This window comes from Sporolactobacillus sp. THM19-2 (assembly GCF_004153195.1).
Taxonomy (GTDB): domain Bacteria; phylum Bacillota; class Bacilli; order Bacillales; family Sporolactobacillaceae; genus Sporolactobacillus.
This window is the reverse complement of sequence record NZ_SEMC01000005.1, coordinates 68,872-84,153: the sequence shown is the minus strand read 5'-3', so window position 1 is coordinate 84,153 and position 15,282 is coordinate 68,872. Positions and strand designations below refer to the sequence as shown.

Sequence of the window (15,282 nt, the reverse complement as noted above, 5' to 3'; positions counted from 1 at the left end):
GATAAAAGAGGGGAATTAGACTGCAAAATATTTAGCCAAAATGGAAACAATTATGATTCGAAGCTGACCCCGGCATAATCATGACGGACGGTCTCACTGCAGCCGGCACAGAGTGTCGGATGTTCATGATCTTCTCCGACTGTCGGAAGAACAGCCCAGCAGCGTTCACATTTTGTCCCTTCGGCAGGACTGACCCGAACCGCATCCTCTGTGTACTGATCTGCCTCTTCTGGAGCAGACTGATCTGTGACGTCCACGTGTGAGACGATGAAAAGTTTGTCAAGGGCCGGCTGGTCTTTCAGCCATTCCGTTGAAGGCGTTGTATAAACCGTTACCGGCGCTTCGAGTGAACTTCCAATCATTTTTGAATTGCGTGCTTTTTCCAGTGATTTAAGGACATCATCTCTGACACTGAGAAGAGCTTTCCATTTCTCATTAAGCTGGCCGGCATCAGGGACTTCGGTTTTCTCAGGCATATCTGTCAGCTGAACATATTCTGATTTTTCTGAAGCCCCGGGAATAAACTGCCAGATCTCCTCTGCAGTATGCGGGATAATCGGCGATAACAATTTTGTCAGGGCGGTCACTGTTTTGAACATAACGGTCTGTGCAGAACGGCGAACCCGGCTGTCGCGTGCCTGAACATAGAGTGCATCTTTGGCAATATCCATATAAAATGCACTCAGATCAATGGAGCAATAATTCTGCACGGCTTTATAAACATTCTGGAACTGATAGACGTTGTATTCGTTCAGACAGGTGTCAATCAGTTCATTGAGCCTGATCAGCATAAATTGCTCCAGTTCAGGCATATCCTTTACAGGGACCAGGTCCTTTTCCGTAAAATCATTCAAATTACCGAGCATAAACCGGACGGTGTTGCGAATCTTACGGTAGACTTCTGCAACCTGTGCCAGAATCTCGTTTGAAACGCGGGCATCCGCCTGATAATCCACAGAAGCAACCCACAGCCGGATGATATCGGCACCGAACTGCTTCATCACCTTCATCGGGTCGATGACATTCCCGACAGATTTGCTCATTTTCAGTCCCTTGCCATCCAGTGTAAAGCCATGACTCAGTATCTGTTTATACGGTGCATGACCGGTAACGGCAACACTTGTGGCCAGCGAAGAATTGAACCAGCCGCGGTACTGGTCGGAGCCCTCCAGATACATATCTGCCGGCCTTCTGAGTTCGGGCCGTGTGGTCAGCACACCCTGATGGGTTGAACCGGAATCAAACCAGACATCCATGATATCCGTTTCTTTTTTAAAGACGCCATGAGGACTGTGCTCAGAAGTAAATCCTTCAGGAAGCAGGTCTTTCGCCTCACGCTTGAACCAGATATTGGATCCATATTTACGGAAAAGTTCTGACACATGTTGAATGGTTTCTGTTGTGAGGATCGGTTCCCCGTCTTCACCGTAGAACACCGGAATCGGAACGCCCCATGCCCTTTGTCTGGAAATACACCAGTCTTCGCGGTCTTTGATCATATTTGTCATCCGGACATCGCCCCAGGAAGGAATCCATCTTACTTCATGAATCGCCTTCAGAATCTGTTCCCGGAACGCTTTGATCGAAGCAAACCACTGCTTGGTGGCGCGGAAGATGACCGGTTTTTTCGTCCGCCAGTCATGCGGATAAGCGTGGACGAACTTATCTTTTTTTAGCAGAGCGTGCACGTTCTCCAGTTTCTCGATAACCGGTTCATTGGCTTTTGCATAAAAGACACCTTCAAAGCCCGGTGCTTCGTCGGTCATCATGCCGCGATCATCCACATTACAGAGGATATCCAGACCGTATTTTTTCCCAACATTGAAGTCATCTTCGCCAAATCCGGGAGCTGTATGAACACAACCGGTTCCGGCATCCAGAGTGACGTGATCGCCAAGGATCATTAACGAATCCCGGTCATAAAACGGATGGCGGCAGACCACGCCTTCCAGATCTTTACCACTGAACGTACGGAGAACTTCAGGGCTTTTCCATCCCAAGGTCCCGGTCAGCGAGGCGACAAGTTCCGAGGCAACGACGTATTTCCTGCCTTCTGTCTGAACCACACTGTATTCGTATTTCGGATTTACAGCAATCGCAAGGTTCGCCGGCAGAGTCCACGGCGTCGTCGTCCAGATAACGACTTCTTCATCAGCATTCAGTACACCTTTGCCGTCTTTTACAGGGAAGGATACGTAAATTGAATAGGATTCCACATCTTTATATTCAATTTCTGCTTCCGCCAGTGCCGATTCAGAGGACGGCGACCAGTAAACAATTTTCTTGTCTTTATAAATATAGCCCTTTCTTGCCATTTCACCGAATACTTTAATTTGTTCTGCTTCGAATTCTTTTTTCAGTGTCAGGTAAGGATGATCCCAGTCTGCACGGACACCCAGGCGTTTAAACTGCTTTCTCTGGCGATCCACCTGGCCCAGCGCATACTCCTTGCATTTCTCCCGTAAATCGGCGACCGACATCTTTTTCCGGTCAATCCCCTGTTTCGCCAGCTGCTGTTCGATCGGCAATCCATGTGTATCCCACCCGGGAACATAAGGGGTCTGATAACCTGTCATCGATTTGAAGCGATTGATGAAGTCTTTCAGAACCTTATTTTCCGCATGCCCGATATGAATATTTCCATTTGCATAAGGCGGTCCGTCATGCAAAATGAATTTCGGCTTGCCTTCATTGTGTTTAAGAGACATCTGATAAATGTCGTCTTCATCCCATTTTTGCTGCATCAGCGGCTCTTTGTTCGGCAAATTGCCGCGCATTTTGAATGCCGTTTTTGGCATCAGCAATGTTTTCTTATAATCCACTGTCAAAACGCCCCCAATGTTTTGTCTGTATTGAAATAGAAAAGGTCCTTCCATCCCAAAGGGACGGAAGGACCGCGGTACCACCCTAATAACAGAATAACATGATTCTGTCACCTTAATGATTCTTAACGCGAATGACGCGTCCCGCCTTACTCGCAGGATTGATTACTGCTTTCAGGAGGAAACTCAGGGGTGATTTTCAACTTTACTGAAAACACCGGACTCTCACCGTCTTCCGGCTCGCTTGGTTCTGCTGTAAAGTTTACTGTCCCCGTCTGCGATTTGCTGAAATTTTCATATTAGTTTAAGAACAGTATATGCAAATGATGAAGGTACGTCAAGCCTGCGTCTTTAAAACACCGTCATCCTGTTTCTCATTTTCAGTTTCTTTTTCGTCTTCAGGCTGAATCGTCAGCTTTTTCCAGTCATCACTTTTCAACAATTCCAGCTGAGCTTCGATCAGCATCTGGAACCGTGTCCGGTAAACATTTGCTTCTTTCTTCAGTTCTTCGATGTTGAGTGTGACTTTCCTTGATTTTTCAAGGGCTTCATTAATAATTCTGTCGGCATTTTTCTTTGCTTCCATGACAATCAGTTTAGACTCTTTCTTTGCATTCTGCTTTACTTCTTCAGCTGTTTCCTGAGCAACAAGAATGCTTTTGTTGAGCGTCGTCTCAATATTCGAGAAATGGCTGAGTTTCTCTTCCGCATTCTTAAATTTGCCCTCAAGCTCCTTTTTCTCTCTGATCAGGGTCTCGTAGTCCTTAATAATCTGATCCAGAAAATCGTTTACCTCATCTTCATCGTAACCGCGAAACCCCCGCGAAAACTCTTTATTATGAATGTCCAATGGTGTTAAGGGCATCCTGCTTCACCTCCAAGGCAATAATCACACAATTTAGTCGTTTAACCTAGTTTACCATAACGCAGACGGATTTTGTTCTTTTTTGTCAATCCTTCAACTGCAAGAATTTTGCTTCTTCCATATCCTCTGAGGGAAATCATATCTCCCTCACGAATTTCAAAATCCTTTTTCCCGATGACCTGCCAGTTGACCTTTACCAGATCATGGCTGATAAAAGCCGCCGTTTTCGCACGTGGAAGGTGATACAGCTCAGACAGAACGGCATCCAGCCTGAGGGAGGCTACTGTTCCTTCGTTTTCAATCCAGCTTTCCGTTTTATGTATAAGTGAAGCCGGGTCAATGGTTCTGCATGTCACGGGCGTTCTGCCGGCCGCGGTCAGATTCAATAACAGCCAGGATTCGATTTCTTTTGCACAGATAAACTGTGCATGACGTTCAGACACCAGTAAATCACCAATTTTATCCCGGTCGACACCGGTTCCAAGTAAAGCGCCCAGAAGGCTTGAATGATGAAGGGATGAAAACCTGGAGGCAAACACCGCCTCAACAAATGAGAGTTTGAACTGCGTCTCATCATAAGGGACATATGCCGGCAGGATCAGCGCCCTCTTTCTTTCCGAACCCGGATAGCCGCCGGAAAAAACGACATGGACATCCCCATTATTGCCGATCACCGATTTCAGTATAAACTGTTGCCTGGGATCAAGGAAATCAGTCAGTCGTGGTTTATAGCGTCGCTCGGTCTGATTTTTCCAGTCGGTAAACCGGTCAATCAGCGGCGCTTCTTCCGGCCTGAAATGTTCATATACAGTCATTTGATGCATCACCCGGATATCATAAGGGCCAGACTCCAGATCCCTCGTGTAGCCATCTGAAGAACAAAAAAGGCAATGATCGGAGAAATATCAATCATGCCGCCAATCGGGGGAATAATCTTTCTGAAGGGCGCCAGGAAGGGTTCACAAATCCTGGCCAGAATCTGACCGATTGATGAATTTTGAACACTCGGAACCCATGACATAAAAATATAAATGATCAACAGCCATGAGTAGATATTGATTAATTTTGTCAGAATTTCCGCGAATAGCACCAAACCGGTCACCTCTTTACTTCTGAGTGGTTATTACTTTCACTCCGGCTACTGATAAAACCGGAGATATCAATATATTCGGGAGCAAACAGAAAAGTATCTTTTCCAATTTTTCTAATTTGTCCGTTAAGGGCATAGCAGGTTCCGCTCATAAAATCAAGGATTCTCTGTCCTTCGCTTTTATTGACCGTCTGAAGGCTGCAGATAACAGTTCGTCTGTTCTTGAGATGCGCCACGATATCCTGAACCTCATCAAAACTTTTGGGCTCAACGAGGACAACTTTCTCCTGACGATGCACATTCTGAAGGGTGATCAGGCGACCACCCTTCTCAAATGATCTGCGCTCATCACGGACAGGCCATTCCGCTTCTTTGTCATGAAGTTCTTCACCTGAAGGATCTTCTACATCCTCAAGATCAAAAAAACGCCGCAGTGTCGTTTTCAGTCCCATATTGACTAACTTCCCTTCAATTCATTTCCAACGAGCGAAGTGCCTATCCTGACGAAAGTTGCTCCTTCTTCAACAGCAATGGGATAATCGTGTGACATCCCCATCGACAGTTCTGTACAGGGTGCATAATCCAGGTGCTTATCTCTGATCTGATCCCGACATACTCTGAGCTTTCGGAACACATTTCTGATTAACCCGGTGTCTTCCGTATTCGGAGCCATCGTCATCAGTCCAATAACCTGTATATGCTCGTATGCCTTTAAAGCGTCAATAAATCCGTTCAGTTCTTCGACAGGGATCCCGTGTTTTGTCTTTTCACCGGAAATGTTCATTTCAATAAAGCATTTCAGCTTTCCGGAAGTCATTCTCTTATTAATTTCCCGGGCAAGTTTCAGCCGGTCCAGCGCATGAAAATAGTCTACTCTGTTGATCACATCTTTAACTTTACGCGTCTGAAGCGTCCCGATCAGATGCCAGATCAGACGGGGATCTTTCATCGCGTCCTGTTTTGCCAGCAGGCCTTCTTTTCTATTTTCAGCAATATGAAACAGTCCTGCATCCCTGGCTTCCAGAGCACGTTTCACACTGACGTATTTGGTTACAGCAACAATCGTCACTTCATCACGATTTCGTCCCGATTTTTCACAGGCTCTGCTGATTTTTTCATTAATGGTCCGAAGATTTTCCGCAACTGTCAATTTTCTTTCATACCCCTTTTTTCTTTAAACCAGTAAATCCCATCATTCGCCCTGTCTTTCCTTTATCTCTGCGAAAAGAATAAAACAAATCCGGTTCAGAGCAGGTATTGAAAGAGGAAACCTGTATATGCGCTTCAGGCAGGCCGGCATCAAGGAGTAAAGACCGGTTGATTGCCTTTAAATCAAGCAGGAAATGCCCCTTTCCATGCTCTTTTGCCGCTCCCTTCGAAAGGCAGGGCAGTTTCATCATTTCATCCATCACGGTCTGATCGACTTCATAATCGTTTTGCCCAATAGACGGTCCGATGACCGCGTAAATGGCATCTGGTCTGACGTTCAGTTCATCCGTCAGAACCCGAACCATTTTTGAAACGATACCACCCGCGGTTCCGCGCCAGCCTGCGTGGGCAATTCCGACCGCAGCCGGTTCGTTTACATAGAAATAAACGGGAACACAATCCGCGAAACAGAGTGCCAGAAGAAGGTTTTCCTCAGTCGTAAACAGTCCGTCCGTCTCGCTGATCGCCGATTGCAGTTCCAGCGCACCTGAACCTGCATGGCTCTCATTGACACGGGCAATCCGCGTGCCGTGGACCTGCTGCGCGCACACCCACCTTTCAGGCGGAAAGCCCGCTTCTTCTCCGAGAAGTCGCCGGTTCATGACCACATTTTCCGGACGATCACCCACATGCAGACCGAGGTTCAGCGAGGAAAAGTTCCCCCAGCTCATTCCGCCGCTGCGCAGAGAAAATCCTGCAATAACCCGGTTCTGTGCACCAGCAGGTTCAAAATAAAGAGCCGTACGCTCTTTCAGGGAAAATGGCTCCATAGGGTGTCCACCTTTTCTTATGATTTACAGGAAAAGTTTTTCATCATATATGATAACATATCCTTTGGCGAAACGCTTTATTTTTTCACTCATTCTCACGTCCCGGCACATCAGAATCACTATAGAATCGCACAAGAATCACATCTTTACCAATTCTGACAATATTACTCCATGGGACAACGACATCATTATCCCGTCCAAACAGCCCCATAATCTTTCCTGCGCCGGGAATAATCAGGTTTTCGATTTTTCCCGATGCAAGATTGACATCGAGATCGCCGATGTGTCCCAAACGCTTTCCGTTTTCCACATTAACAATTTCCTTTGTCTGAAAATCTGAAATTCTTGGCATGAAAAAATCCCCCTCCCATTTATATAAATATATGGGACAGGAGAGGGATTGAGACCGGATAAAGTGAAACTTCAATCCATGGGGTTTTTCGGGCGCACAGGATGTGCCAGTGCAGGCGTTACGATAGGATGCCCGCGTTTTTAGCCTGCGCGTTCCCCCGCGGATTGTCAGTTGAACCCATCGAACTGCTGCGGGCAACGATCCCGCACCCGGGCCTGTTCGTTTATCCTCATGACCCTGAGGGGAACCTGCCTGTTCATACGGGATAAATACTGACCCCGTATTCAGGGGCCGATGTCCTGATTCATTTCTTTAATCGCCATTTTTTCAAGCCTTGAGACCTGTGCCTGCGAGATACCGATTTCACGGGCAACTTCCATCTGCGTCTTGCCGTAAAAAAAGCGCATAGCCACAATTCTCTTTTCACGTTCATGTAACTTCTTCATCGCCTCACCGAGTGCAATCTTGTCCACCCAGTCACGATCTTTATGTTTTTCATCACTGATCTGATCCATGATAAAGATCGGATCTCCTCCATCGCTGTATATGGGTTCAAACAGCGACACAGGATCCTGAATCGCATCCATCGCAAAAACAATTTCCTCAACCGGAAGATCAAGAATTCTGGCAAGTTCAGCGGTTGTTGGTTCTTTAGAATGTTTGGTAATATACTTTTCTCTTGCCTGAAGTGCCTTATACGCCATATCTCTGAGTGAGCGTGACACGCGGATTGGGTTATTATCCCGAAGATAACGACGTATTTCCCCAATGATCATGGGCACCGCGTAAGTTGAAAAACGTACATTCTGACTTAAGTCGAAATTATCGATGGATTTCATTAATCCAATACAGCCGACCTGGAACAAATCATCTGCCGACTCACCACGATGATTAAAACGCTGAATGACACTGAGAACGAGACGAAGATTGCCGTTGACGAGCGTTTCTCTGGCTTCATTTTTCCCCGAGTGCATCTCGGCAAACAACCGGCGCATTTCCGTATTTTTCAAGACAGGCAGCTTTGATGTATCAACACCGCAGATTTCAACTTTGTGCCGTGCCATAAAGGATAACCTCCCACGTCCGAACTGACTTGAAACTGTGGCGGAACCAGGAAATGCCCATTTTTCTGAAAGCTTTTTACACCTGTTTTCCGCTATATCGTCAAGTATTTCCCGGGGGGACCTTTTTATGCACAGCAACAGACTGATCCTTTTGGCAAGGCGGCCGGATCAGGCCATTTTACTGAATTCCTTTTTTAAGCGTTTGATAATTCTTTTTTCCAGACGGGAGATATAGGACTGAGAAATGCCCAGCTGATCGGCAACATCTTTCTGCGTTTTTTCTCTGCCTCCTGAAAGTCCGAATCTGAGCTTCATAATTTCCTTCTCCCTGTCGCTGAGCATCAGCATCGCTTTTTTCAGTAATGTCTGATCAACTTTTTTCTCCATTCCTCTGGTTGTGACATCGTTATCCGTTCCGAGGATATCAGAGAGCAGCAATTCATTCCCGTCCCAGTCCACATTAAGCGGTTCATCCAGAGACACTTCCGAACGTCTACGGTTGTTACGACGTAAATACATCAGAATCTCATTTTCTATGCACCGGGACGCATACGTCGCGAGTTTAATCTTCTTTTCCGGATTAAATGTATTGACAGCCTTGATCAGACCGATTGTGCCAATACTGATCAGATCTTCAATATTAATTCGTGTATTGTCAAACTTCCTTGCGATATAAACAACAAGTCTCAGATTACGTTCAATCAGTGTCGACCTGACCTTTGGATCACCTGACGGCAGTTTTTTCATCAGTTCAGCTTCTTCCTCTTTGGTAAGAGGCGAGGGTAGTCCGTCATTTCCCCCGATATAATATATTTCTTCAGGCCGAAGGTGTAATTTAACCAGTAATTTATTCCATATTTTCAGAAAAAATGCTTTCATTTGCTGACTCCTCCTCTTGCCTGTTTATGAAGCTGATACAATGGTTCTTCCGTTAAGCAGCATGTCCGGATGGAGAATACAGTTGAAGTCCCCGGCAGAGCTCAGTTTCTGATTTTTGACAGCGATCAGTACCTTCCGGCATTCGATAAGTTTTCCTTCATGCTGAATCAGGACAGCATCCGGGCGTACGGTTGTCTGATAGTTGGTCACCCCGTCGACTGTGCGGTAAGGAACCCATGTCATCCGGCTTTTCCACTCATCATCTGCTTCCGGGGGGAGTTCAAAGGGGTGGTTTTCGATAAAGGCCCTCTCGATAACAGTGGGGAAGAGGCCCCGACAGGCATCCATCTGTAAGAACATGACAGGCAATCGGGTTAACGGATCACGCAGCTGATTGCCACTGTCAACAAGTCCTCTTGCACGGATCGTCTGTCCCGACAGGCTAATGGTCAGTTCCGCACCGGTTGTAGCCTGCCATTTACGATACGCTGTCTGTTCCAGCCTTTTTTTCGAAAAATACCATAAAAGTGGAAAACCTGCTGCAACAACAATCCAGCTGACCGGGTCACCGAAACTCAGCGTTGTAAGCATACTGTTCTCTGCATAAAATGAACGGAACTGAAAAATATAGTGTAAGGCAAACAGGCCACCGCCTAATGCAAACGCAGAGAAATAAAACGCCGCCAGATTCTGAAAAAACACCGAAAAGCTGCAAAATCCAAACGTGATCAGGATAATCAGAACGGAAAATAGTAATTTACCCAGCGGATGGCCAATCATCGGGGCAAGCGGCGAGAACAGAAGCAGAACGATGGCAGATGCAACAAATGCTCCCATCCACATCCGGATCCGCTTCGTTCGCCTTCTGAGCATAATCGCTGTCAGTTTGAGCAGACAGGCGTCGATCAGCAGATTCAGGAACCACACAGCATCAAGATAGAGAACCATGGCTCCCACCTTCTTAAATTTTATAAAATCAGTATAATAGGCTCATCCGTGGATGTCTGTCAATCTGTGTAAGGGTTTAATTGCTTATTTTGACTTTTTTTGTCGTAGTAAAAGAAAAGCCTGCCAGCTGGCAGGCTGGCAGGCGCGGCAGATATGAGTTGGCCAATATTCTCAGAATTTTCTTCTACTTTTTATCATTACTGAAAAAGCATGCTGGTTAAACAGATGATTGTTTAACCGGCATGCCTTCTTGTTTGTGGGCGGGGAGGAACAACCCATTCGCTTTTTAGAGAACGATGTCGTTTACAGAATCTTTTATTGATTTCTGTGCCGTCTGTTTCTCAGAAATGTCGGAATATCAAGGGTATCTTCATCGTCAACGAGACTATGGGATCTGCGTGACGGTTGCTTCCGAATCACTTCATCATCATGTCTCGATTTCACTGGAGCATTTCCCGCGGGATGTTCCTCATCAGCAGCCTGTCTGCGCGAGTTGACAGCCCCGGATGCCGTATGATTCATCTGCGGATGATCTTTCTCATCATCAACGAATCCTGTGGCAATGACAGTCACGACGATTTCATCGTCCAGCTCCTCACTGATGACTGAACCGAAAATCATGTTAACCTCTTCATCTGCAGCTGTAGCAACAATATCAGCAGCTTCATTTACCTCATACAGGCTCAGATTGCTTCCGCCTGTGATGTTCATTAGAACGCCCTTCGCACCGTCAATCGATTTCTCAAGCAGGGGACTTGAGATCGCTTTTTTCGCAGCATCTGCTGCTCTGTTCTCACCGGAAGCGATACCGATCGCCATTAAGGCAGATCCGCCCTCCGTCATAATCGTTTTCACATCAGCGAAGTCAAGATTGATCAGCCCCGGGACAGCAATCAGATCAGAGATGCCCTGAACACCTTGCCTGAGTACATTGTCCGCTTCTCTGAACGCATCAAGCATCGGGGTATTTTTATCCACGATTTCGAGAAGCCGATCATTAGGGATGACAATCAGTGTATCGACCTTTTCTTTCAGTGTGCCAATGCCTAACTGTGCCTGTTTGGCCCTCTTTCGTCCTTCAAATGTAAACGGACGGGTGACAACGCCGACCGTCAGTGCCCCTGCATCCCGTGCAATCTCGGCAATGGTAGGTGCGGCTCCAGTACCGGTTCCGCCACCCATGCCGGCCGTGACAAAAACCATATCCGAGCCCTTTAAAACTTCTTCAACCTGGTCTCTGCTTTCTTCTGCAGCTTTTTTCCCGACATCGGGATTCGCCCCTGCGCCCAGTCCTTTTGTCAGTTTTTCACCCAGTTGAAGCTTCGTTCCCGCCTTAGATAACTTCAGCGCCTGCGCATCTGTATTCGCACAGACGAATTCAACACCCTGAATGCCGCTGTCGATCATTCTGTTGACGGCGTTACTACCGCCTCCGCCTACTCCGATTACTTTGATTTTTGCGAGGTGTTCCGTCTCCGTATCGTTCTCATACATCGTTCATTTCCTCCCATTCAGAGGTTGAATCCACTCCGTTCCAACCTTTTTACTCTCGTCAATCGTTTCATTTTTTTATTCAAAGAAAACCTTAAACCAGTTTCTGACTTTTGAAGTCATACCTTCGCCCGATTTACGACTGTGCCTGGTCTGTTTCTGTCCTTCCGGCTGAGGAACGGCTTCGAAGTCTCCTGATTCTACAGCAACTGCCACTTCTTTACCCTGAATCTTCACATTGTGGCAGGCAAACTGAATCAGACCAATGCATCCGGTATATTTTGGCTCACGTACCCCTATGTAATCCGGAGCCGCTATACGGACACTTGAACTCAGTCTATGTACCGCCAGATCCAGAACACCCGGCATTGCTGCAACTCCTCCGGTCAGTACAAAGCCCCCGGGGAGCCGGTTAATCCCGATTCTCTGAAGCTCTTCCATGATTATATCAAACATTTCACCCATTCTGGCTTCTATGATTGCGGCCAGATCCCGCTGGTTCAATGTCTGTTTATTTGCACTGCCGATCTGTGACGCTGTAAATGTGTCCTCTTCAGAAGCTGTATGAACTGTGGCTGTCCCGTGATCGATTTTCAGCTGTTCTGCTTCTGCCAGTGGAATACGCTGAATAATCGAGATATCCTTTGTGATATGATTGCCTCCTACCGGCAGCTCAAATGTTGAGAGCATCATACCCTGATCAAACACACTGACGCTTGTCGCGCCTCCGCCCATATCAATCAGAGCCACACCAAGGTTCTTCTCATCTGCAGACAAAGCTACAGATCCAAGAGCCATCGGCTGCAGACAGATATCGGCGACCTGAAGACCGGATCTCTCCACACATCTGAGGAGGTTATGAAGCACGGTCTTCGAGCAAGTGATCAATGTCCCTTCCATCTCCAGCCTGACACCGATCATTCCTCGCGGATCATTAATCTCATCTACCCCGTCAACAATGAACTGTTCCGGGATGACATCAATAATTTCTCTTTCAGGTGGAATGGACATAACCTGAGCAGCAGAAATGACTCGCTCAATATCCGGACTTCCGATTTCATGATTTTCGTTCGAAACAGCAACAACACCGCGGCAGGGTCTGAGTTCAATATGGTTTCCTGATATGCCGACAATCACACTTTTTATATTCAGTCCAACCATTCTTTCTGCCTGCTGAACGGCTTGCTTAATTGATCTCACGGTCGAATCAATATCGACAATCGACCCTTTTTTAATCCCGTGGGAATCCGCCTCTCCGACACCAATCACATTAAGAGACGAACCCGTCATTTCACCGATCACAGTCTTGATACTGGACGTGCCAATGTCAAGGCTGACAAAAATATCCTCGCTATTCATTAGTGGCACCCCTTCTAATCTTTTAAGCAATAAAATACATGATCAGGGATGTATGGACTTGTGTAAATGAACAAACGGTATAAAGTTGAACGGCAAGAGTTTCAACCCGTTAATATCCTGTTCCTTATTGATAGAAACATGCCCTACTTCTCTGTATTCTACGTATCGGAACATATCCCTTTTTTCTAAATCACATTCATGTAAAAAACAGCTCTTAATCTATAAATCGGCAGAAAATGCTAAATAATGAACCCATTATTTATATTCTTCGCCAACCTTAAAGAGAAAATCAGAGTCGGGAAATGAATTCGCAACTATGTTATAGTCTACACCAAGTTGATTGACTAGAAAAGTTTTAATTATGCAAGATTACGGATTATGAAAGCGGTGAATTTGCAGATCAGGGCTCAGCCGTTTCTTGCTTCTGCTGTTTTTCAGAATTTTCATAAGGTGTAAAATAACTCCCGACACTTAAATAAATCGTGCCACGGACATTCTCCGGCAGACGTGCAGAGATTTCAGGGTACATTCTTATATTTTTTGCAAACGTTGCGGTACTGGCGACGATCCGGTTCCCGTTATTTATGTAAAGAATCAGATTATCTTCATCGCCCGGCTGTTGATTTATGTAATGAATATCAGAAATGCTGCGAATGATCTCTTCGGGTAATGCAGAAAGGCCCTGCGTCACCGCACGGATTTCCTGCTGGCTCTTAAACCCCATGAGAACCGGTGCATCGACGGGAAGATTATTCTGCGGCATTTTCCCCATAATTGTCCCGTTCTGTAAAATGGGGTAGAAATTTTCGCCCTTGCTTAAATAAGCACTGCGGGTGAATTCAACAACATGAATCTTCACTCTGTTTGGAAACGCAGAGTCAACTGTCGCTGATTTCACGGTTGACAGAGATTTAATTTTCTTCTCCACCGCATTGGAACGAATATCCCATATGTGTGTATTTTTTGTAATGCCGCTTGCTTTAACTATCTGATCAGTCGAAGTAATCCGCGCTCCTTCAACAGTAATCTGGCGGACCTTGCTGAGCGGGGACTGGAAATAAACGATAATAAGGATCAGGATAAAAAAAACAATCGCATAAAAAGCGAATCGGCGATTTGCCCTTTGTTTCCGTTCTTTTTTTAATTGGGGAAGCCTGTCTTCCAGAGGCACAACCTTTTCCTTATCCATTTTTCTCTCCTCCCTGATAAAGATCTAAAAGCCATTTCAGCCTGTCAGTAGTCTAGTATTATTCTATTGACTTTTCTGAGAAACAGCAACGGTTTGTTATCCGCCAGCATCATTTCCCTTAACTTTTACTGTAACTGCTGATATTCAGAAGGATGCCGATAGAAATCAGAATCAGGGTTAATGAGGATCCCCCATAGCTGAGGAAGGGCAGTGTAATTCCGGTTACCGGAATCAGCCCGATGACAACCGCTATGTTGATCATCACCTGAATGGCAATCATGCCGGTGATACCGGCAGCCAGCAGCGTGCCGAACAGATCAGGGGCACTCATTGCAATCCGTATGCCGCGCCAGAGCAGCAGACAGAAGAGCATCAGGACGCCGACAGAACCGATGAAACCCAGCTCCTCTGAGATAATTGAGAAGATAAAATCATTCTGCGCTTCCGGCAGATACTGAAATTTCTGCCGGCTCTCGCCGAGTCCAAACCCCATCAGTCCGCCTGGTCCGATGGCAAGTAAAGACTGGATAATCTGAAAACCGCTTTTGCCCGGATCCTGCCAGGGATCCACATACGATGTCAGTCTCTGCAACCGGTACGGAGCAGAAATAATCAGGCCGGCAATGCCCATACATCCCGCAGCGCCCATAAAAAGAAAATGTTTGATCCGTGCGCCTGCCACAAAGATCATCATGGTGCAGGTCAGGACAAGCACCATGCCCGTTCCAAGATCAGGCTGCAGCATAATCAGGCCAAAGGCAGCAAGAACCGGAAATAAAGCCGGAAGCAGCCCTTTCCTGAATGAGGGAAGATCCTGCTGACGCTCAGACAGAAACCTTGCCAGGTAAATGATCAGTGCCACTTTCATAAATTCAGATGGCTGAATCGAGAAAGCTCCGATTCCGAGCCAGCTGCTTGCTCCGCCACGCGAAAGACCGACTCCGGGAATCAGGACCAGGAGGAGCAGCCCGTAACAGAGCAGAATACCGATATGGGACCACTTCTTCCATGTCCGATAATCGATGTTCATGACGACAAAGAGACAGATAACCCCGACAGATGCAAACAGCAACTGCCTTTTCAAAAAATAAAAGGTGTCGCCAAATTTATGAGCAGCGGACACTTCGCTGGCACTGTAAACCATCACAAGTCCCGTTATGAGCAGGATAAACGTGATAAGCAGAAAAAAGCGGTCAGGAAAAACGCGGTGCCGGTTCATGAACAACACTCCGTTCAGATAAGGA

The 15,282-nt window shown here is 46.4% G+C and carries 15 protein-coding genes and 1 other annotated feature; all 15 genes read right to left on the bottom strand.

Annotation, left to right across the window (positions count from 1 at the left end; all coding sequences use genetic code 11):
- Positions 1 to 50: 50 nt before the first annotated feature.
- The 15 genes from ileS to spoVE all read right to left on the bottom strand — a co-directional run bounded on the left by ileS (position 51) and on the right by spoVE (position 15,257).
- Complete coding sequence (ileS, locus tag EWH91_RS06215) at positions 51 to 2,822, bottom strand: isoleucine--tRNA ligase (RefSeq protein WP_129929169.1); 2,772 nt, start codon at positions 2,820 to 2,822, stop codon at positions 51 to 53.
- A gap of 56 nt (positions 2,823 to 2,878) precedes the next feature.
- Positions 2,879 to 3,109, bottom strand: a binding site (T-box leader).
- Positions 3,110 to 3,159: 50 nt separating this feature from the next.
- The gene (locus EWH91_RS06210; RefSeq protein WP_129929168.1) at positions 3,160 to 3,687 is read right to left on the bottom strand and encodes a DivIVA domain-containing protein; all 528 of its coding nucleotides are present in this window, start codon (positions 3,685 to 3,687) and stop codon (positions 3,160 to 3,162) included.
- 41 nt (positions 3,688 to 3,728) lie between these two features.
- The gene (locus EWH91_RS06205; protein ID WP_129929167.1) at positions 3,729 to 4,502 is read right to left on the bottom strand and encodes a YlmH family RNA-binding protein; all 774 of its coding nucleotides are present in this window, start codon (positions 4,500 to 4,502) and stop codon (positions 3,729 to 3,731) included.
- A gap of 8 nt (positions 4,503 to 4,510) precedes the next feature.
- On the bottom strand, positions 4,511 to 4,780 hold the full coding sequence (locus EWH91_RS06200) for a YggT family protein (protein ID WP_165364256.1): 270 nt from the start codon (positions 4,778 to 4,780) through the stop codon (positions 4,511 to 4,513).
- 5 nt (positions 4,781 to 4,785) lie between these two features.
- Positions 4,786 to 5,229, bottom strand: coding sequence for a cell division protein SepF (locus EWH91_RS06195; RefSeq protein WP_129929166.1), 444 nt, complete (start codon positions 5,227 to 5,229; stop codon positions 4,786 to 4,788).
- Between the two features lie 5 nt (positions 5,230 to 5,234).
- Positions 5,235 to 5,927: a YggS family pyridoxal phosphate-dependent enzyme gene (locus EWH91_RS06190; protein ID WP_129929165.1), complete on the bottom strand. Its 693-nt coding sequence runs from the start codon at positions 5,925 to 5,927 to the stop codon at positions 5,235 to 5,237.
- Positions 5,928 to 5,934: 7 nt separating this feature from the next.
- Positions 5,935 to 6,756 carry a peptidoglycan editing factor PgeF gene (pgeF, locus tag EWH91_RS06185; protein WP_129929164.1) on the bottom strand — a complete coding sequence of 274 codons (822 nt, stop codon included), beginning with the start codon at positions 6,754 to 6,756 and terminating at the stop codon, positions 5,935 to 5,937.
- 85 nt (positions 6,757 to 6,841) lie between these two features.
- Positions 6,842 to 7,108 (bottom strand): YlmC/YmxH family sporulation protein, encoded by a 267-nt coding sequence (locus EWH91_RS06180; RefSeq protein WP_129929163.1) that lies wholly within the window; start codon positions 7,106 to 7,108, stop codon positions 6,842 to 6,844.
- A gap of 284 nt (positions 7,109 to 7,392) precedes the next feature.
- The gene (gene sigG, locus EWH91_RS06175) at positions 7,393 to 8,172 is read right to left on the bottom strand and encodes an RNA polymerase sporulation sigma factor SigG (protein ID WP_129929162.1); all 780 of its coding nucleotides are present in this window, start codon (positions 8,170 to 8,172) and stop codon (positions 7,393 to 7,395) included.
- Between the two features lie 168 nt (positions 8,173 to 8,340).
- On the bottom strand, positions 8,341 to 9,051 hold the full coding sequence (gene sigE, locus EWH91_RS06170) for an RNA polymerase sporulation sigma factor SigE (protein WP_129929161.1): 711 nt from the start codon (positions 9,049 to 9,051) through the stop codon (positions 8,341 to 8,343).
- Positions 9,052 to 9,075: 24 nt separating this feature from the next.
- The gene (gene spoIIGA, locus EWH91_RS06165; RefSeq protein WP_129929160.1) at positions 9,076 to 9,999 is read right to left on the bottom strand and encodes a sigma-E processing peptidase SpoIIGA; all 924 of its coding nucleotides are present in this window, start codon (positions 9,997 to 9,999) and stop codon (positions 9,076 to 9,078) included.
- Between the two features lie 315 nt (positions 10,000 to 10,314).
- Positions 10,315 to 11,493, bottom strand: a complete 1,179-nt coding sequence (gene ftsZ / locus EWH91_RS06160) for a cell division protein FtsZ (RefSeq protein ID WP_129929159.1) — start codon at positions 11,491 to 11,493, stop codon at positions 10,315 to 10,317.
- Between the two features lie 75 nt (positions 11,494 to 11,568).
- The gene (gene ftsA / locus EWH91_RS06155; RefSeq protein WP_129929158.1) at positions 11,569 to 12,849 is read right to left on the bottom strand and encodes a cell division protein FtsA; all 1,281 of its coding nucleotides are present in this window, start codon (positions 12,847 to 12,849) and stop codon (positions 11,569 to 11,571) included.
- 400 nt (positions 12,850 to 13,249) lie between these two features.
- Positions 13,250 to 14,038: a cell division protein FtsQ/DivIB gene (locus EWH91_RS06150; protein ID WP_129929157.1), complete on the bottom strand. Its 789-nt coding sequence runs from the start codon at positions 14,036 to 14,038 to the stop codon at positions 13,250 to 13,252.
- A 118-nt stretch (positions 14,039 to 14,156) separates the two neighbouring features.
- Positions 14,157 to 15,257: a stage V sporulation protein E gene (gene spoVE / locus EWH91_RS06145; RefSeq protein WP_129929156.1), complete on the bottom strand. Its 1,101-nt coding sequence runs from the start codon at positions 15,255 to 15,257 to the stop codon at positions 14,157 to 14,159.
- Positions 15,258 to 15,282: the final 25 nt, after the last annotated feature.